Raw genomic sequence first — 15,769 nt, forward strand, 5'->3', positions numbered from 1 at the left:
TTCCTCCCTCACCGGCTTAAAAGTCGGGCAAACGCGATGACTGAAATTACCTTGATAAATTGTGCAAACAAGGAGACCCTTCACGTGAGGAGTGGAAGAATTGAAGGAGGAGAGGGCGGGGAGCTGTTCGACTGCAAGGGCTTGCCCGTGAAGACGCTCAAGTGTACGGTGGTTCTCAAACCGTTCAAAAGATGGGAAGAGCTCCTTGAGGACCCCGTTCCGAGGCCCGAGTGGGTGGACTCCCTCTTAACGAAGGGAGTTGGAACAGTAATTGCCCCCAAGGGGACGAAGGCAGCCTTGGTCGAGGTGAAGGAGAGGCCGTTCGTATTGGACCCCCTAGCCCCTCCCGAGGAGGTCCCGGATAGAGGGGCCGTGGTGGTCAGAAGCTTGGACGCCGATTCCTCGTACGGTTACAAACTCAAGTACGGCAAGTGGCCTGTGGAGGACCTGGAAGACAAAGTGTCAAACAACATAATGCTCAACCCCTTTTGGGTAACTACTTGGGAAGCGAAGAAAATTAAGTTGGCATCGTTCATGCCGGAGTACGCGATGTTAGGCGCATCCAGTCCCATCCCGCCAGAGCTCCGAAAAGCTATACTGAGCCCCCTTACGGGGCGCTGGGGCCCCGACGCGCTGGAATCCGTGGCGACCCTCTTGATGAGGTCCCACTACTGGAACGAGGGGTTGAGGGCCAAGCACGACGACGCCTCGTGCTGGGGTTTCTTGGGCGAGGAGGGGCCTAAGCTGGCCGTGGGAGCTAGGGCGGCGCTGTGGGTAGGCCACGAGGAGGCGGAACTCGTGGTAGTGGGGGACCAAATCTTGTTCAGGGAAGAGTTACTGGAGCTAAAAAGTGCGTCGACCCTACCACTCTTCTAACACGCTCTTACCACGGCCTCTCTCCCCTCTGCGAAGGGTCACTAGCATAACTATTATACCAACGACTATGCCAAGGACTAAGGCGGCTCCCAAAGTCGCAGCGTCTACAACTTTCTTTATGTTCGTTATTGTGGTCATTATTGTTTTGTTTATAGTACTGGTTACGGTCCTCAGTACTTCGCTGGTAACCGTGGTTGTTACTGAATAGGTACTCGTTATGTTCTTTAATAAAGTGCTGGTAACTGTCAGCAACGAGGTCACGGTTTCGTACACCGTCGTGGTTACGGTTTTTATTACGGTTACGTTGTTTATAACGGCTTTAGTTACCGTAACTGTGTTGCTGACCGTAACAGTTGTAGTGAGGGTGAGCGGACTGGTTACTATAATGGTTACGTTGTGAGTGAGGGTCTCAAACTCGGTAAGGGTTACGGTACTCGTGACAGTTACGGTGAGGGGCTGATAGGGGTACTTAGCGGACTCTTCCTTGGCCAAGTACTTTACTACATTGAGCAAGAGTTTTTGAACGTTGGGGTTGCCGGCCACGTCCCTAAATATGTCAGCCCAAGACAATATAATCATTTCGTCTGATATCTTATTAGTCCTTATAACTACACAATACTTGTTGTCGGAAGCTATGCTCTCGGGAGCGACTAGGTCGGGTACTAGGGAGACCATGCAACAAGATGAGGGCAAGGCACTCACGTTAGAATATATCGGGTGCACGCCGGTCGGCCTCAACGGCTTCACGTTCTCCGCGCACGCAGGGACGGCCACCAGCCGGCCGCTTACGTTCTTGGGGACCGTCGGTATTAACAGCCCGAGCCTATACAGCACAAGCTGACCTAGAGTGCTCTTCGGGCCTACGATGATCCCTATCCTCAGCTTGTCCCTTATTGCTGGCAATATTACGTTGTTTATGTAGGCATTGGCTAGTTCTTTGTCCCTTGTTATGTTTCCAGTAGAGGCGTTGTTATCAAATACCAAGAGTATCCCAGAAAACGTCTTCGGGTTCGGTGGGCTGGTTAGACCCATCCCCACGGACCAGTCGGAAGGGTTGGGTAAGTACTTCAAAGCTTCCGGCCAAGTCTTCACGAAGCTGACGAGGGCAACGTACGCCTCTGAATTCTCAGGGTTAGAACTGGTAACTATCCTTACGTCTACCTTTGCTGCCAACGCTAGGGCTGTCATTAGCATTAGGAGCGCAGCGAGTCTCCTCATATAGTACTACCCGGGTAAGGCTAGGGCCGGCGGTCTTTAAGGAGGAGTTGGCGTCGCCTTCGCTCCACCAAAGGCATCATCGCCGGGAGCTTGGCTCAGATCGTCCCTGCCCGCTCACGCGCGAGCGGAAGTTCTCGGGGCGTCGTAATAACGTTCGGCGCAGCCAAAGAGGGGGACGCGCTCTTGGAATGCCCCTTACGCGGAAAGAAGGTGATGGTCGTAGGGATAGGCGGCGGGGGCGACGTGGCCGCCGCTTACTGCGTCAGCAAGTGGGTCGAGAGCGTCGGGGGGAAGGCGTTCTTGGGAAGCGTCGTCTGGGAACGTCTAGTCAGAGACCCCCTGCCCGGCCCCCTGCCCTTGGACGAGTTGGAGAACGCTGAACTCGTCGGCAATAACTTGTGGGTCGCGGACGGCGACGAGTACGCGGTTAGGAATGGCGTGGTGGTCGTCCCTCAAGCGTCCATACTCGCTAGGGCAACTGGGAGGAAGGTTTATTTGGTAGACCTAAACAGGGGTGTCGAAGGAGTAAAGCAAGGGTTAAAGGAGGCAATCGAGCTCACCGGAGCCGACTTACTTATAGCCGTAGACGCCGGAGGGGACGTCTTAGCCCGTCCAGAAGACGAAGAGGTCTGGAGCCCGCTCGCCGATTCGGTCTGCTTGGCAGCCGTAAAGGAAATAGAAATAGAGAGCTGGGTCGCCGTGTTCGGTCCGGGCTGCGACGGCGAGCTACCTCCCCGAAAGGTACTTGAGAGAGTGGCCGAGGTCTGGAGGGCGGGAGGCAACAAAGGAGGGTTCGTCCTGTCCAAGGAAGAGGCTGAGGATTGCCTGAGGGTAGTTAATGAAATGCACACCGAGGCGTCGAAAATGGGCATATTAGCAGCCTTGGGCGAATTCGGAGAGAAGAAAATACGTAGGGGTTCGAGGACGCTCTTCCTAAGTCCTCTGACGGCAACTACGTTCTTCTTGGATTCCGCTTCGATAGACAGCGTTATGGCTAAGGCCGTAAGGGGGAGCACGGATCTCGAAGAAGCCAACAACGCGCTGAGAGAGCTGGGCGTCTACACCGAGTTAGACTTAGAAAGGGACGTAGTGGCCAAGGGCGGTTTGGACAAGGTGAGCCTCGAGGAGGTTAGGGAGGAGGGCAAGAGGAGGCTCAAGACCTCGCCAACTCGAGGCCTCTGACGACCGCCTCTCGCGCCCTTTCGGCCACCCTCTCGTCTATCTCCACTCGGGGTTTCAAGGTCTCCAACGCTCTAACTATCTTATCTAACGTTACCTTTTTCATATCTATGCATATTGTGCGCGCGTCAGGAGGGTGAACCTCTACGTCCGGGTACATCTTCTTTGCCCGGTAGCTCAAACCCTCTTCGGTCCCTAGTATGTAACATTTAGCGCCTAGCTGGCCTATCGCCCTCAGCATCTGGCTCGTACTCCCCACGAAGTCGGCCATCTTCTGGCTCTCCCATGGCGCCTCGGGGTGAACCAAAAGCTTGCACAGGGGGTGTTCTTCCTTTGCCTTTGTCAAATAGTAGGGGGAGACCAAGAACTCGTGGACCGGGCAGTGGCCCCACGGGGGCACTGCTATTATTTCTTTATTTGTCTTGTGAGCAACGAACTTGGCCAAGTTCTTGTCAGGCCCAAACAATACTGTCTCGTCCTCTAACTTAGAGACTACTTTGACTGCAGAAGCGCTCGTAACTACGTAGTCGCTCAAAGCCTTGGCTTCAACGCTGGAGTTGACGTAGGTCACGAGCGGGGCGTTCGGATAGTTCTCCCTGAACCGTCTAATTATTTCTGGCGTCATGTGGTCCGCCAGAGGACAACCAGCCCGGGGCTCTGGGTGCAGAACGACCTTGTCTGGATTGAGGAGCTTGGCCACTTCCGCCATGAACTTGACTCCAGCAACGACTATCACATCCGCGTCCACCTCCTCGGCCTTCATAGCCATTTCAAGACTGTCTCCGACGAAATCTGCCACTTCTTGAACCTCTGGGAGTTGATAGTTATGGGCTATGATGAACGCTCTGCGGCGCCTCTTCAGTTCAGCCACCCTTCTCATCAATTCACCAATCATTTAACCGAACCCAGAGAGGTGGACGATTTAATTTCTTTAAAACCTTCAGCCTAGACGCTACCACGGTAGACAGTTTTGAGCAACGACAGGCTCAAAACGTTCGTTGAGAAGGTCGGCTCTTTCAAAGACGTCAGTTACGTAGCCGTAAGCTCGGAAGGTCTGCCGTACTTAATAAAGGGCACGGAAAAAGAAAACGCCGAATACATAGCAGCCGTGGCCTCCTCGCTTCATGACAGGATAAATGAGCTCACCCTCAAGTTGAATTTGGGCGAAGAAAAGAAAAGCAAAATCTATTACCCGGAGGACTATCACATGCTAATGTTCAAAAATAACGGACTCGTGGTAGCGATAAAGTACGATTTCGCTATAGATAGATTGATCGAAGCTCTTGTAGATAATTTGTTGAACAACGTCGAAGTAAAGTGCCCCTATTGTAAGAAGGACTTGAGTTTCGACGTCGTAAAGTGCCCGAAGTGTGGGGAGAGGCTCCCGTTCACTGAGCCCAAGTGCTGGAACTGTGGGGCCGACTTGACGTTGAAGGAGTGTCCCTACTGCGGCAACCTAGTGAGCTACGACGGTCAGAAACCCTCCTTCATAAAGGTGCTCATCTACAAAATTAAGAAGATTTTTGGAGGTTAGTCGGGCGACTTGTAGACGTTAGTAGGGGTGTATATGGATATCTTTACCTTCTTCCAAGGTAACTTCCTCTTCTTAGTTAGTTTCTCTAACAAGCCTATAAACTTCCCCATAGATATGGTGGTCACATCGGAAGAGAGAATCAAGTTAAACTCGGCCTCGTCAGGACCCAGCGCCTTAATGTACATGTATTTCAGATCTATGGGCAATTTCTCGAGAAGCTTGCTTATGTTCTTGAAGAACATAGGGTCGAAATAGTACTCCTTACCGTCCTTGTCTATCAACTTTATCAAGGACCTAGCGTCACACCTTGTGGCAACATCCATTAAATCCTTGGCCAACCTTTCAATGGGTACTTCGTCGTGAACCTTGACCACCACTACGTAGTGTCCTCCGAGTTCTTCTGGAGTACCGGTCTCCACGGTGTACCCCATTTTTTCTAAGTAGTAGGCGATCTCGTCGGTAAGGGTAATGGTATCTATTAGGTCAAATATTTCCAACTCCTTGACGTCGAAGCTCCGTGCGAGTTCCTCCACACTCATTTCCTTCTCCAACTTCGCCTCCAAAAGCTTCTGGGCTATCTCGCTAAGCGTCGTTAATAGTTGAGTGCTCTTCTCAGCTATCCTCTTATTCGCAAACATCTTATTCAAAGCGTCCGTAAGGGCTTCCTTGGGAATAACGTAGAGGTCGCCCGGAAGGGGGTTGTCGTCTACCGCTTCCAAGGCCTTGTTGCCGACCCTCGGCGGCTCCCTTATCGCTATAGCTACCACTTGGCCGTTACAAGCCAGTACGTAGCCGCCTACAGTGTGGGGCCTGAACAGAACGCAGAGGCCTTCCTTGGACTTCTCCGCGCTCAAACGGGCGAGCTCGGAAATCGTAAGCGTGGTCCTACCAACTCTCTTGGCATAGTACAAGAGGCTCAGCTTGCTAGCAACGTCTATAAAAATTCTCGAAGTAGCGGCTAAGTCCATCACTCATCACCCCCACCTTATGTTTATGAAGACCTTGACCGTCTCCTTATCGATCAGTATCGTTGCCTCCGCTTCGAGACCGCTAAGCGTTTCGATTATTTTCTCTATTAGTTCCTTCAAGGCCCTTAACTTTTCTATTAGATCGCTTAGTTCCTTAGCCTTTTTGGATAACTCCTCTCTCATTTTAGAGGGGTGCGGTTGAACGTATATCTCGAACGAATCTACCTTTGTGTGGTAGAACGCCTCACTCTCACTCCCTCCGAACCTTTTGACGAACTCTTCGAAGGTTGCCTCCTTCTCGTCCAAGCTTTCCAACAAGCCAGCGATCAGTTCAGCCTCCCTTTCTGCGTCGTTTAGTTCCTTGTCCAGTCGCTCCAGACACTCGCTCAAGCTGGTACATATTATTACGCTCATTAAGTCTACTCCCGAGGCTTAATTCTCCTCAAGTTCTATATTTGATAGCCTCAGCCCTTAATTACCCCCTCGCGAGGCCCGCTGGGCAGGAGAAATGGGTGGTTGTAAAATTCTTCGAAACTCATGTCCCTAAAGAAGTAGAGGTCCTTGACACCACTTTGAGGGACGGAGCACAAGCGAGGGGGATAAACTTCGACCTACAGGCTAAGATAAGGGTAGCTTTAGAGTTAGACAGAGTAGGCGTGCACTTCATAGAGGCCGGCTGGCCGGGCAGCAACCCCAAGGACGAGATGTTCTTCAAAGAGATAAAGAAGTACGAACTCGTGAACTCCGAAATAGTCGCGTTCACATCTACGAGGAGGAAGAGCTTCAAGGCCTCCAGCGACCCGCTCCTCCAGAAGGTCCTCGACGCCGACACTAGGTGGGTAACAGTCTTCGGGAAGAGTTGGGACCTACACGTCAAAGACGTACTTAAAACTTCGTTAGAAGAGAACTTAGAAATGGTTTATGACACTATAAAGTTCCTTAAAGAGAACGGCAGGATGGTCATCTTCGATGCTGAGCACTTCTTCGACGGATTTAAGGAAAACGAGGAATACGCGCTCCAAGTGTTGAAGGCTGCAGAAGAAGCTGGAGCCGACAGAATAGTGCTGGCCGACACCAACGGGGGATCGTTGCCCCACGAAGTTTACACAATAGTCAGTAAAGTGAAAGAAGTCATTAGGAGGCCCCTAGGCGTGCACATGCACAACGACAGCGGCTGTGCCGTAGCAAACACCATTATGGGGGTACTCGCCGGGGCCCAACACGTCCACGTTACCGTTAACGGTATAGGAGAGAGGACAGGCAACGCAGACTTGTGTGTGGTAGTGCCAGACCTAGAGTTGAAGATGGGCATAAAGGCCTTGAAGAACCCAGAAGGGCTGAGGATGTTGAAACACTTGTCTAAAATGGTGTACGACCTCGCTGGCCTGCCACCTAACCCTTACCAGCCCTACGTGGGCGACAACGCCTTTGCGCACAAGGCCGGCGTACACGTAGACGCCGTCCTCAAGAATCCGAGAGCCTACGAACACGTCCCTCCCGAAAGCGTGGGCAACGAGAGGAGGTTAGCCATATCAGAGCTCAGCGGTGCGGCTAACTTGATAGGGTGGGCTAAGAGAGAGCTGGGGATAGTAATAAGTAAAAACGACATCGCTCTAAGGAGGGCATTGAAGAGGATAAAGGAGTTAGAAAACAAGGGATATAGCTTCGACAACGCCTTCGCGTCGGCACTGCTGATACTGCTCGAGGAGATGGGGCTTAGAGGCAAGCCGTTCAAACTAGAGGAGTGGAAGGTGGTGAGCGAGGGCGACGAGGAGAGCTCCCGAAGTTGGGGGGTGGTGAAGCTCTCAAATGCGGAAGTCCACATGGAAGCCGCCGAGGGCGTCGGTCCCGTGGAGACCATAGACAAGGCGTTGAGAAAGGCCTTGGACAAGCTGGCCCCGGAGGCCTCCCACGTGAAGCTAATAGATTACAGGGTTCACTTGCCCAAGGCGTCCAAGCATACAGAGAGCGACGTAAGGGTCGAGATAACTTTTACCGACGGTAAGGAGTTCTGGACCACGACCGCCGTGTCGAGGAACATAATAGAGGCCAGCGTGAAGGCAATTATGGATGGCATTGAGTACTATTTGATCAAGAAGAAAATCATGTTGCTCAAGACCTCCAATGAGGAGGCCCCTACTCTGCTGAGAAGGTGAGGTGTGCGGTCCTTCACCGAGGGGTTAGAGAGCAATATATACCCAATCTTAATTTCCCATAGGCCTAGGCTCAGTGGGAAGAGGGTGCCGGCGACGTGCTGCCGTTGTTCAAGAAGAAAGAGTGGCTGGAAGAACCCTGGGACGACTACAAGGTAATAGGCTTTGGATCTACCAAAGGGGGCGCGGGCAGGACGACGATGACCATCGAAATCGCCAGCCTCATAGCTTTCATTAAAGAAGCTCGAGTAGCAGTAGTCGACTGGGACGTCATCAACCCCCGTCTAACTCAGAGGGCCTTTAAGAGCTTACCCTTGAGGGGGCAAACATTGGTTAAGGTAATAACCAGTAAAGATTTTAAAAAGGCTTTAAAAAACATATCCTTACACTCGGTTAGTTTAAGCCCCACGTCGAAAATAGACGTGCTTCCCGCGTTGAGCTACGAGGACATAGACAAAGGGATAGTGGACGAATACTTCAACCTCATGTATGAAAAGCCAGAGGAATACATCAAAAGGTGCAGGGAGCTCGTAGCCGCCCTCAAAACCGAGTACGAATACATAATGAACGATTACCCAGCCATAACTTGGGTAGCCCTCGGTCCTCTCTCCCTGTCCATAAACCACGTAAGGGCGACGGCGGGGAACTTAGTAATGGTTGTGGATCCCTCTCCGTGGAGCGCAGAACTATTAAATTCTAACCTCATTCACCCGAAGTTAAAGGGCTTGCGCGTGGGCGCGCTAGTGGTAAACATGGTGAGGCCGGCTATGGATGCAGTCAACTGGGCCAAGAGCGTGTTCACGCCCGTGTGCGAGAGGATAGAGGCCGATAACTTCGTGGTCTTGCCGTTCGACGTCCCCTTGTATGAGGCCGGAATAGGCGAGTTGAAGAGTTTGGTGAGCGTCTCCGTGAGCCCCTTAAAGCATAAGTCCCGTAGTGCACGGTACTTGTACACGCTTGCCGACAGGTTCATCCACGACTATAGAGATAAGAGGTGCTTCTATATAGGCCCTTAAAGCACCCTTATGCACTCGGGGAATTCCAACTCTTTGTTGAAAACCTTCAATAGCACCTTCATGCCCTTCTTAAGTTCTGTAGAAGCGTTGGGCAAGGGAATCCAAATACCGTCAAGATAAATCGCCAAGGCTGTGCCGTCGGCTATTTCCTCCAACTGTCCTACAGTCGCCTCACACTCCTTAACCACTTGGAGCACTAGTATCCTTTCCTCCCCTTCTTCGGCCACCTCCTTGAGTATGGGATGTACCTCGTTCTCTACCAACGCCATCTGAGCCATGCTGGTGGCCGCGTCAGTCATCTTTTCTAGAGATCTCACCAGTACTGTGCTGGTGTATATCTCTTGACTTTCCGCAGTGTTCTTAATTATTTCCATCTCTAGCTTCGCCGACTCCTCGTCCATGAAGCTTTCTATTTCTAACACCTCCTCTGCCGCCCTCGGATCTTGGTACAGCATCGAGTAGACCGCTAGATCAAAAGCTATTTCAGTCATATTCTTAAGTAGCGCTATCCTGAACGCGACTTCCTTCTCCTTCTCAGTAAACTTCTCTTCGGGGACCACCAACTCCATGTCGATATCCTTCATGAGCTTCTTAACGTCTTCCCTATCACCCCTTATGATTATTATATCTCCCAACTCTAACCCCGCCTCCTCCGGAGGGTTAACTATCATCACGCCGCCCCTCCTCAGCACAATAACGTCTATGAGCCCGTACTTCTCCTTGAGTTCCTTTACCTTCGTGCCCACGAGCTTCTCATTAACTACGAGCTTTACATATATTTCCTCAGTTATCTCTAAGGCCGCCTTAACTACTTTCGGTACCTTGTATCCTTTAAGGACGGTCGTCGCAATGTCTGAAGCAGCCTCCGTGGCTAAGTCCATCGACATACCCAACTTGAGGGCAGGCAAAAGCTTCTCCGCGTCCTCGGGGTCCCTCGCGGCCACCATCAATTGTAGGGCCAACAAGTTGAAGTCGTTATCCACGTCGACGTCAATCTTCTCCACCTCTTGGGCCACGTCTTTGTCTTCGTAGATTAGCGAATAGAAAGCCATGTCGAGGGCTATGCTGACCTCGTCCTTCATCTTGCGGAGGAGTTCCTTTATTGGTACTGGTCGGTACTTCACTACCATAGGGAGGTCGCTCATCTCTGAGAGGTCCCAAGAAAATTCCTTAACGGAGTTCTTTAGGGCATCGCCAACCTCTCTACGTAGCGCGCCGTCGCTAACATTACGTCCCTATCCGTAATTATGCCCTTCACTACCTTGTCATCACCCAAGAGCAACAAAGAGTCCGTCGGCGACATGCCGAGGGCCTCGAGGGCCTCCCTCATCTCGGCTTCCTCCACGACGTAGCTCAACGCGCTCATGACCTCTTCGGCCGAGGCCTCCTCGAGGGCCTCCGGGAGCTCGTTTTTGTGGCGGAGGGCGTAGTTTACGACGTCGAACGCCGTGAGTACGCCCAAGGCGGGCCCCATGATCTTGCTGTCCTCGACAACCGGTAAGTGCCTTATTTTCATTTCATTCATTATCTCTAGGGCGTCTGCAAGGGGAGTCCCGCGCTCCACTACCTTCAAGTTCTTGGTAGCGTACTTCATTGCTTTGTCCTCCCACTCCAGCTCCGGAGCTACGCTGAGGACGACGTCCCTCTCCGTGAATATACCTACCACCTTTCCGTCGTTTTCGAGCAAAGGAACCGCGCCCACGTCCGCCTCCGCCATAGCCTTCAGCACTTCCCAGAGGGGGTCGTCGGCAGCCGCAGCTATGACCTTCTTACTCATGAAGTTGTATACATCCTTCTCGAGCAGTTCTTTTGAGTTATAACTGCCTATAACCTCCATCACGTCCCTTATAGACATGAAGCCCACTAGGTTGTCGCCCTCGACCACCGGCAAGTGCCTTATTCCGTTTTCTATCATCATTTTTGCCGCGTTCCTCAACGGCTCGTCAGCTTTCACCACTTTTACCCAACCCATCTTGGCGAAGTACTTTACTGGAGCATTCGGATCTATCAAGGCTCTCTCGAGAGATAAGGCCTTTGACAAATATTTTAGTTTGGGAAGCCTCCTTGAGGTGGATAATAGATCTGGACGGCGTGGTATGGAGGGATAGGGAAATAATCTGGGATAACGTAGATGTGATAAAAAAGTTAAAGGGTAAAAAAGTGTTCTTAACGAACAAGGCCACCTCTCGCTGGGAGGTTTCTAAAAGGTTGAAGGAGCTAGGCTTGGAGGGGGAGGTGGTCACCTCGGCCTACATAGCGTCCCAGTTCCTTAAGGAGAAGGGGGTTGAGACCGCCTTCGCCGTCGGTCCCTTGGGACTGGCAGAGGAACTGGCGTCGGCCGGTATACACTTGACGGAAAACGAAGACCTCGCACAAGCCGTAGTGGCGGGGTTGGACGTCTTCTTGACTTACGACAAGGTGGCGAGAGCGGTCTCAATGATAAGGAAGGGAGCCCTTTTCGTCGCAACCAACGCCGACAAGACTTACCCAACGGAGAGGGGCCTCGTGCCCGGCGCGGGGAGCGTGGTGGAGGCCATAAGGGTTGCCAGCGGAAAGGAACCTATAATTGTTGGTAAGCCGAGCAAGAAGGCGTTCGAGGTGGCGAGCGGCGGCGAGAGGGAAGTGGTGGTAATAGGAGATAAGATGGAGACTGACATGAAGATGGCCTTGGAGAACGGGGCCAAGGGAATCCTAGTGCTCACAGGCGTGACGCGCGAACCCCCTAAGGAGGTCCCCGAAGGGGTGACTGTAGTGAGGACCTTGAAAGAGCTCTTGGGGGACCAGACCGGATAGGCGCTCTCATCGAGAGCTCTGCGGCTCCCTCCGCGCCCGATACCCGGGCGTCAGCTGCTCTGCTCTTGCCTTTGATAAGCCTGACGCCTCTTTACCGGGCACTCCCGCGCGTGGGGACAGTTCCACTCGACGCCTAACTCCCTCAAAGCGTCCTCCCAACACTCGCGCTGGCCTTTGATGTCGCTCAATAGGTATATGCTGTATGGAAGCTCCAATTCGATGAGGGTGTCGCTCAAGGAGTCGTAAAGTTTTGCGTACCGGCGCTTGGCCTCGTGATCCATGTGCTCTAACGCGAGTACCACGGGACAGAGGCCTAGCTTAAAAGCTAAGTTTTTCCTCAAAAGTCACACCCTGCTGAACTTGTCGCCCAGCCTCAGCCTGGCCGCTATACCCATGCTGAGTATCTCTTGGACCAAGAGCTTGAACGCGTAGCTGAGTTCCACTTGGTACATCTCTCCCCTTTCGCCGTGGATCGGGCAGACCGGCTTGCCCTTGTTTGCGTCCCACCAGCCTATGTGGCCGCACTTGGCGCACACCCAGACCTTGGTGGCGTCGCTAGACTTTAGGAGCCTCTCAACCAGCAGCTGTGACGCCCCGTGCGCGACCAACACGTCCCTCTCCATCTCACCGAACCTCAAACCTCCCTTCCTCGTGCGCCCTTCGGTAGGCTGCCTGGTCAGTATCTGAACGGGGCCGCGGGCCCGGGCGTGGATCTTGTCGCTCACCATATGGTATAGCCTCTGGTAGAAGACTACTCCTATGAATACTGGTCTGGCGATCATCTCGCCCGTCCTGCCGTCGAACATAACTTCCGTGCCGTCTGGCGGGAAGCCCCTCTCTACCAATATCTTCCTCAAGTTGTCCAGAGGCTCCTTATAGAACGGCGTCGCGTCGACCTCCTTCCCGCGGAAGGTAGCTGCCTTGGCAGCTATGCTCTCTATCAGTTGTCCCAGCGTCATCCTGGAGGGGAAGGCGTGGGGGTTCAGTATTATGTCCGGCACTAGGCCGAACTCGCTGTAAGGCATGTCGTAGTGGGGGAGGACCATGCCTACGACTCCCTTCTGACCGTGGCGCGAGGCGAACTTGTCGCCTATCTCTGGAATCCTTAAGCTCCTTACCCTCACCTTAACCATCTTTATACCGTCTATATTCTCAGTCAAAATTACGGTGTCGACCACCCCCTCCTCACCGTGTCTGACTGCGACGGAGGCGTCCCTCCGCCTGGTCTCCAGAATGCCCATTTCCTTGTACTCCTCGGTAAACCTGGGTGGGGAGGACTTGCCTATCAGCACGTCTCCGCCGGCCACGTACGTCTCCGGTTCAACTATACCGTCCTCGTCCAACTTCTCATAAGCTTTGGGTTCTCTCATCCCGACGAGTCTTTGGTCGGGCTTGGGCTTCTCTATTATGTCCTCCGCGCCGCCGGGGTACTTCTGCTCTTCAGTCTGGTAAAGCCTCATGAACGTGGCTCTCATGAATCCCCTATCTATGCTGGATTTGTTCATTATTATCGCGTCCTCTATGTTATAACCGGTGTAGCTGAGGATCGCCGCTACCGCGTTCTGTCCGGCGGGCCTTTTGTTGTAACCTATTACTTCAAGGTGTTTAGTCTGAGCCAAGGGCTTCTCTGGGTAGTGGAGCAAGTACCCCCTCGTGTCCGTTCTGAGCATGAAATTGGCGGCATACAAGCCGAGCGCTTGCTTTGCCATGGCGCTCTGGTAACTGTTCCTCGGGCTCTGGTTGTGTTCCAAGTAAGGTATCGTGGACGCGACGGCCCCGAATATCGCCGGCACCCATATCTCCATGTGTGTGTGCTTCGGAGTGATGTCCTCTGGTTCTATAGCTATCAGTGCGTTCTCTTCTTCGTCCGCGTCCAAGAGCTCTACGATGCCCCTCACTAACAAATCCTTGAACGTCCACTCGCCTTTCTTTACCTTCTCTACGTGCTCTGGCTTGAGCTTCAGTTCGCCGTTCTCAACCACGAATACGGGCCTCATCACCCTTCCGGGATCGGTGTTTATGTAAACCTCTTTGATCGACCCGTCGTCGTTCTCGTAAACGCCGACGCTGACCTCGTAGTGAAGCTTCCCTTGTCTCCTCAAGCGCCTTATCCTCTGGGCCAGCTCGTGAGCGTCCCTGTAGTAGCCCACCGGCCTCCCGTTCAAGAACACCCTCGCGCCGCTGACGGCCTCCTCCGGAACGGGCTCGTCGTTCTTGACCTTCTCCAACACCTCCTCTATCCTTATCATACCGAGCTCATCCAACACCTTCTCAACTTCCTCTTCGGGAACTCCTACTGAGATGTGAGCGGAGAGGGCTAGGTTCTTCACCAGTCCGATGTTGGGTCCCTCCGGCGTCTCGAACGGACAGATCCTTCCCCACTGAGTCATGTGGAGCTCTCTCGCCTCGTAGTGGGGCTGGTTCCTGGCCAGCGGGGAGACTACCCTCCTCAAGTGAGAGAGCGTGCTGAGCCAGTTGGTGCGGTCCAAGAGCTGGGAGACCCCGGTCCTGTTACCGACCCAGTTGCCCGTGGCCAGCGCTTGGCGCACCTTATCGGTTAGGTAATTGGAACGAATGAGTATCCTAAGCTTGAGCCTCTCCTCCCCCTTGAGGACTGACCTCTCCAACTGATAACCTATGTCGTTCAACAGTCCCCTCAAGTGCGTCCGGAACAAGGCCGCTAACATGTCGCCGGCCAGCTTGAGCCTCCTGTTTGCGTAATGATCTTTGTCGTCCGGCTCTCTCTTCTCCAAGTACACTTCTAAGAGTTTTCGGGCCATGTGTGTTAGGAATATAGCTTTCTTTATCCTGTCCTCCGGCTTCTTGCCTAAGTGCGGAAGCAAGTTGTTGTCGAGGACTTGCTTTGCCCTCTCGATCCTCTTGTCTCTGGGCATGCCTATCGCTATCCTGGCCCCTATGAAGTCCAGCGCGTCCTCTACGGTGGGCACGGAGGCCGCTTGCTCTATGCTCGGCAACAGCTCTTGCTGGACCTCTGGATCTAAGCTCACCAGGGAGGTTATGTCCTTGTCCGACTCGACGCCGAGCGCCCTTATTAGTATAACTAAGGGTATCTTGCCGGGCAACGGCGGGAAGATCGCGTGGAGGGTGCCGTCCTTTTGTCTCTCCACGATGACTTGTACGCGGTAACCTAAGGTGGTTGAGAGCACCTTCGCGGTGTGGGTTACGGTGCTCTGAGGCCCGCCCTTGTCTACTAACACCTTATTGAGGGCCAAGTCCTCTTGGGTCACTATTACCTTCTCGCTGCCGTCGACTATGAAGTAGCCCCCCGGGTCCCTCGGGTCCTCGCCGGCCTCCACGAGCTCCTCGGGGCTCTTCTTAGAGAGGGGGTCCAAGATCGACCTAACCATGATCGGCATCATCCCTATTTCTACCCATCCCTCGTCCTTAACCTCGCCCTTCGGATTCTTGAGCCTCATGTAAACGTATATCGGCGCCGCGTAGGTCAAGTCGCGTATCCGACACTCAGTGGGGGTCACGCTCCTGGTGCCCCCACTCTTCTCCTTTATGATTGGTTCTCCGTACCTAACCTTGATGAACTCTAGCTTGTACCCGCTCTCGAAGGGTTCTACCTCGCCTAGCTCTTCTATTAATTTCTGCATAGTCTCCATGACGAACTTATTGTAGGACTCCAGCTGCTGACTGACCAGCGCCTTCTCCTTAAAGTAGGCGCGCATTATGACCCAACGGTCCTCCGGGGTCGGAAAAGTGCTCGCGCTAGACAAGCCCATCACCCTGCAACTACGTACCTAAATACGACTACCTCCTCGGCGTTCTCACTCTTCCTAATTATTTTCACTATGTCTCCCGGCTTTAGGTCGAGCTCCCTAGCTACCGGGTCACTCGCCTTCATTATTGGCAACTGTTCTACTCTGAGGCCCCACTTCCTGAGCTCCTCTACCGCCTCCTCTGGGGTTAACTTCACATGCTGAGGGACGAGGACGTGATCCAACACGCTGAACTTCTTTTTACCGGCCATCCTACGCCCCTCTCGGCTCGCTGGGGGAGTAATAA

At 53.2% G+C, this 15,769-nt stretch carries 15 protein-coding genes; 6 read left to right on the forward strand and 9 right to left on the reverse strand.

Going from position 1 to position 15,769, the window contains the following annotated elements; genetic code table 11:
* The first annotated feature begins 36 nt into the window (after nucleotides 1-36).
* On the forward strand, nucleotides 37-876 hold the full coding sequence (locus AC1HCZ_RS06585) for a hypothetical protein (protein ID WP_479462744.1): 840 nt from the start codon (nucleotides 37-39) through the stop codon (nucleotides 874-876).
* Here AC1HCZ_RS06585 and AC1HCZ_RS06590 read toward each other — a convergent pair.
* Nucleotides 862-2,094, reverse strand: coding sequence for a hypothetical protein (locus AC1HCZ_RS06590; protein ID WP_479462745.1), 1,233 nt, complete (start codon nucleotides 2,092-2,094; stop codon nucleotides 862-864). The two genes, AC1HCZ_RS06585 and AC1HCZ_RS06590, sit on opposite strands and share 15 nt — an antisense overlap.
* Before the next feature lie 90 nt (nucleotides 2,095-2,184).
* Here AC1HCZ_RS06590 and AC1HCZ_RS06595 point away from each other — a divergent pair, with 90 nt between their 5' ends.
* Nucleotides 2,185-3,276 (forward strand): DUF1152 domain-containing protein, encoded by a 1,092-nt coding sequence (locus AC1HCZ_RS06595; protein WP_479462746.1) that lies wholly within the window; start codon nucleotides 2,185-2,187, stop codon nucleotides 3,274-3,276.
* On the opposite strand, the gene nadA is transcribed toward AC1HCZ_RS06595, so the two are convergent.
* A complete protein-coding gene (gene nadA, locus AC1HCZ_RS06600; RefSeq protein ID WP_479462747.1) occupies nucleotides 3,248-4,168 on the reverse strand; it encodes a quinolinate synthase NadA in 921 nt (306 codons plus the stop codon). The two genes, AC1HCZ_RS06595 and nadA, sit on opposite strands and share 29 nt — an antisense overlap.
* Before the next feature lie 75 nt (nucleotides 4,169-4,243).
* On the opposite strand from nadA, the gene AC1HCZ_RS06605 reads away from it, so the two are divergent.
* Entirely contained in the window at nucleotides 4,244-4,807 is a 564-nt protein-coding gene (locus tag AC1HCZ_RS06605; RefSeq protein ID WP_479462748.1) for a zinc ribbon domain-containing protein, read from the forward strand.
* Here the strand turns inward: AC1HCZ_RS06605 and AC1HCZ_RS06610 are convergent.
* Nucleotides 4,804-5,775, reverse strand: coding sequence for a hypothetical protein (locus AC1HCZ_RS06610; RefSeq protein WP_479462749.1), 972 nt, complete (start codon nucleotides 5,773-5,775; stop codon nucleotides 4,804-4,806). The genes AC1HCZ_RS06605 and AC1HCZ_RS06610 overlap by 4 nt on opposite strands.
* 6 nt (nucleotides 5,776-5,781) lie before the next feature.
* A complete protein-coding gene (locus AC1HCZ_RS06615) occupies nucleotides 5,782-6,189 on the reverse strand; it encodes a hypothetical protein (protein ID WP_479462750.1) in 408 nt (135 codons plus the stop codon).
* A 98-nt stretch (nucleotides 6,190-6,287) separates the two neighbouring features.
* On the opposite strand from AC1HCZ_RS06615, the gene cimA reads away from it, so the two are divergent.
* Nucleotides 6,288-7,931 (forward strand): citramalate synthase, encoded by a 1,644-nt coding sequence (gene cimA / locus AC1HCZ_RS06620; protein ID WP_479462751.1) that lies wholly within the window; start codon nucleotides 6,288-6,290, stop codon nucleotides 7,929-7,931.
* Between the two features lie 95 nt (nucleotides 7,932-8,026).
* Nucleotides 8,027-8,944, forward strand: a complete 918-nt coding sequence (locus AC1HCZ_RS06625) for a MinD/ParA family ATP-binding protein (RefSeq protein WP_479462752.1) — start codon at nucleotides 8,027-8,029, stop codon at nucleotides 8,942-8,944.
* Here the strand turns inward: AC1HCZ_RS06625 and AC1HCZ_RS06630 are convergent.
* Nucleotides 8,941-10,089 (reverse strand): PhoU domain-containing protein, encoded by a 1,149-nt coding sequence (locus tag AC1HCZ_RS06630; RefSeq protein ID WP_479462753.1) that lies wholly within the window; start codon nucleotides 10,087-10,089, stop codon nucleotides 8,941-8,943. The two genes, AC1HCZ_RS06625 and AC1HCZ_RS06630, sit on opposite strands and share 4 nt — an antisense overlap.
* Before the next feature lie 38 nt (nucleotides 10,090-10,127).
* A complete protein-coding gene (locus tag AC1HCZ_RS06635; RefSeq protein ID WP_479462754.1) occupies nucleotides 10,128-10,955 on the reverse strand; it encodes a CBS domain-containing protein in 828 nt (275 codons plus the stop codon).
* Between the two features lie 53 nt (nucleotides 10,956-11,008).
* Between AC1HCZ_RS06635 and AC1HCZ_RS06640 the strand changes: the two genes are divergently transcribed.
* Entirely contained in the window at nucleotides 11,009-11,737 is a 729-nt protein-coding gene (locus AC1HCZ_RS06640; RefSeq protein ID WP_479462755.1) for an HAD-IIA family hydrolase, read from the forward strand.
* A 50-nt stretch (nucleotides 11,738-11,787) separates the two neighbouring features.
* On the opposite strand, the gene AC1HCZ_RS06645 is transcribed toward AC1HCZ_RS06640, so the two are convergent.
* From AC1HCZ_RS06645 to AC1HCZ_RS06655, 3 genes are read right to left on the reverse strand one after another with little or no spacing between them, the layout of a single operon-like run.
* A complete protein-coding gene (locus AC1HCZ_RS06645; protein WP_479462756.1) occupies nucleotides 11,788-12,078 on the reverse strand; it encodes a hypothetical protein in 291 nt (96 codons plus the stop codon).
* Nucleotides 12,079-12,081: 3 nt separating this feature from the next.
* Nucleotides 12,082-15,480 carry a DNA-directed RNA polymerase subunit B gene (locus AC1HCZ_RS06650; protein ID WP_479462757.1) on the reverse strand — a complete coding sequence of 1,133 codons (3,399 nt, stop codon included), beginning with the start codon at nucleotides 15,478-15,480 and terminating at the stop codon, nucleotides 12,082-12,084.
* Between the two features lie 5 nt (nucleotides 15,481-15,485).
* Entirely contained in the window at nucleotides 15,486-15,734 is a 249-nt protein-coding gene (locus AC1HCZ_RS06655; protein WP_479462758.1) for a DNA-directed RNA polymerase subunit H, read from the reverse strand.
* Nucleotides 15,735-15,769: the final 35 nt, after the last annotated feature.

The organism is Ignicoccus sp. (genome assembly GCF_056435145.1).

What these genes read in the sequence shown, in the direction of transcription:
- AC1HCZ_RS06585 (WP_479462744.1), top strand. Translation starts at nt 37, where the DNA reads ATGACTGAAATTACCTTGATAAATTGTGCAAACAAGGAGACCCTTCAC.
- AC1HCZ_RS06590 (WP_479462745.1), bottom strand. Translation starts at nt 2,094, where the DNA reads ATGAGGAGACTCGCTGCGCTCCTAATGCTAATGACAGCCCTAGCGTTG.
- nadA (WP_479462747.1), bottom strand. Translation starts at nt 4,168, where the DNA reads ATGATTGGTGAATTGATGAGAAGGGTGGCTGAACTGAAGAGGCGCCGC.
- AC1HCZ_RS06610 (WP_479462749.1), bottom strand. Translation starts at nt 5,775, where the DNA reads ATGGACTTAGCCGCTACTTCGAGAATTTTTATAGACGTTGCTAGCAAG.
- AC1HCZ_RS06615 (WP_479462750.1), bottom strand. Translation starts at nt 6,189, where the DNA reads ATGAGCGTAATAATATGTACCAGCTTGAGCGAGTGTCTGGAGCGACTG.
- AC1HCZ_RS06630 (WP_479462753.1), bottom strand. Translation starts at nt 10,089, where the DNA reads ATGAGCGACCTCCCTATGGTAGTGAAGTACCGACCAGTACCAATAAAG.
- AC1HCZ_RS06655 (WP_479462758.1), bottom strand. Translation starts at nt 15,734, where the DNA reads ATGGCCGGTAAAAAGAAGTTCAGCGTGTTGGATCACGTCCTCGTCCCT.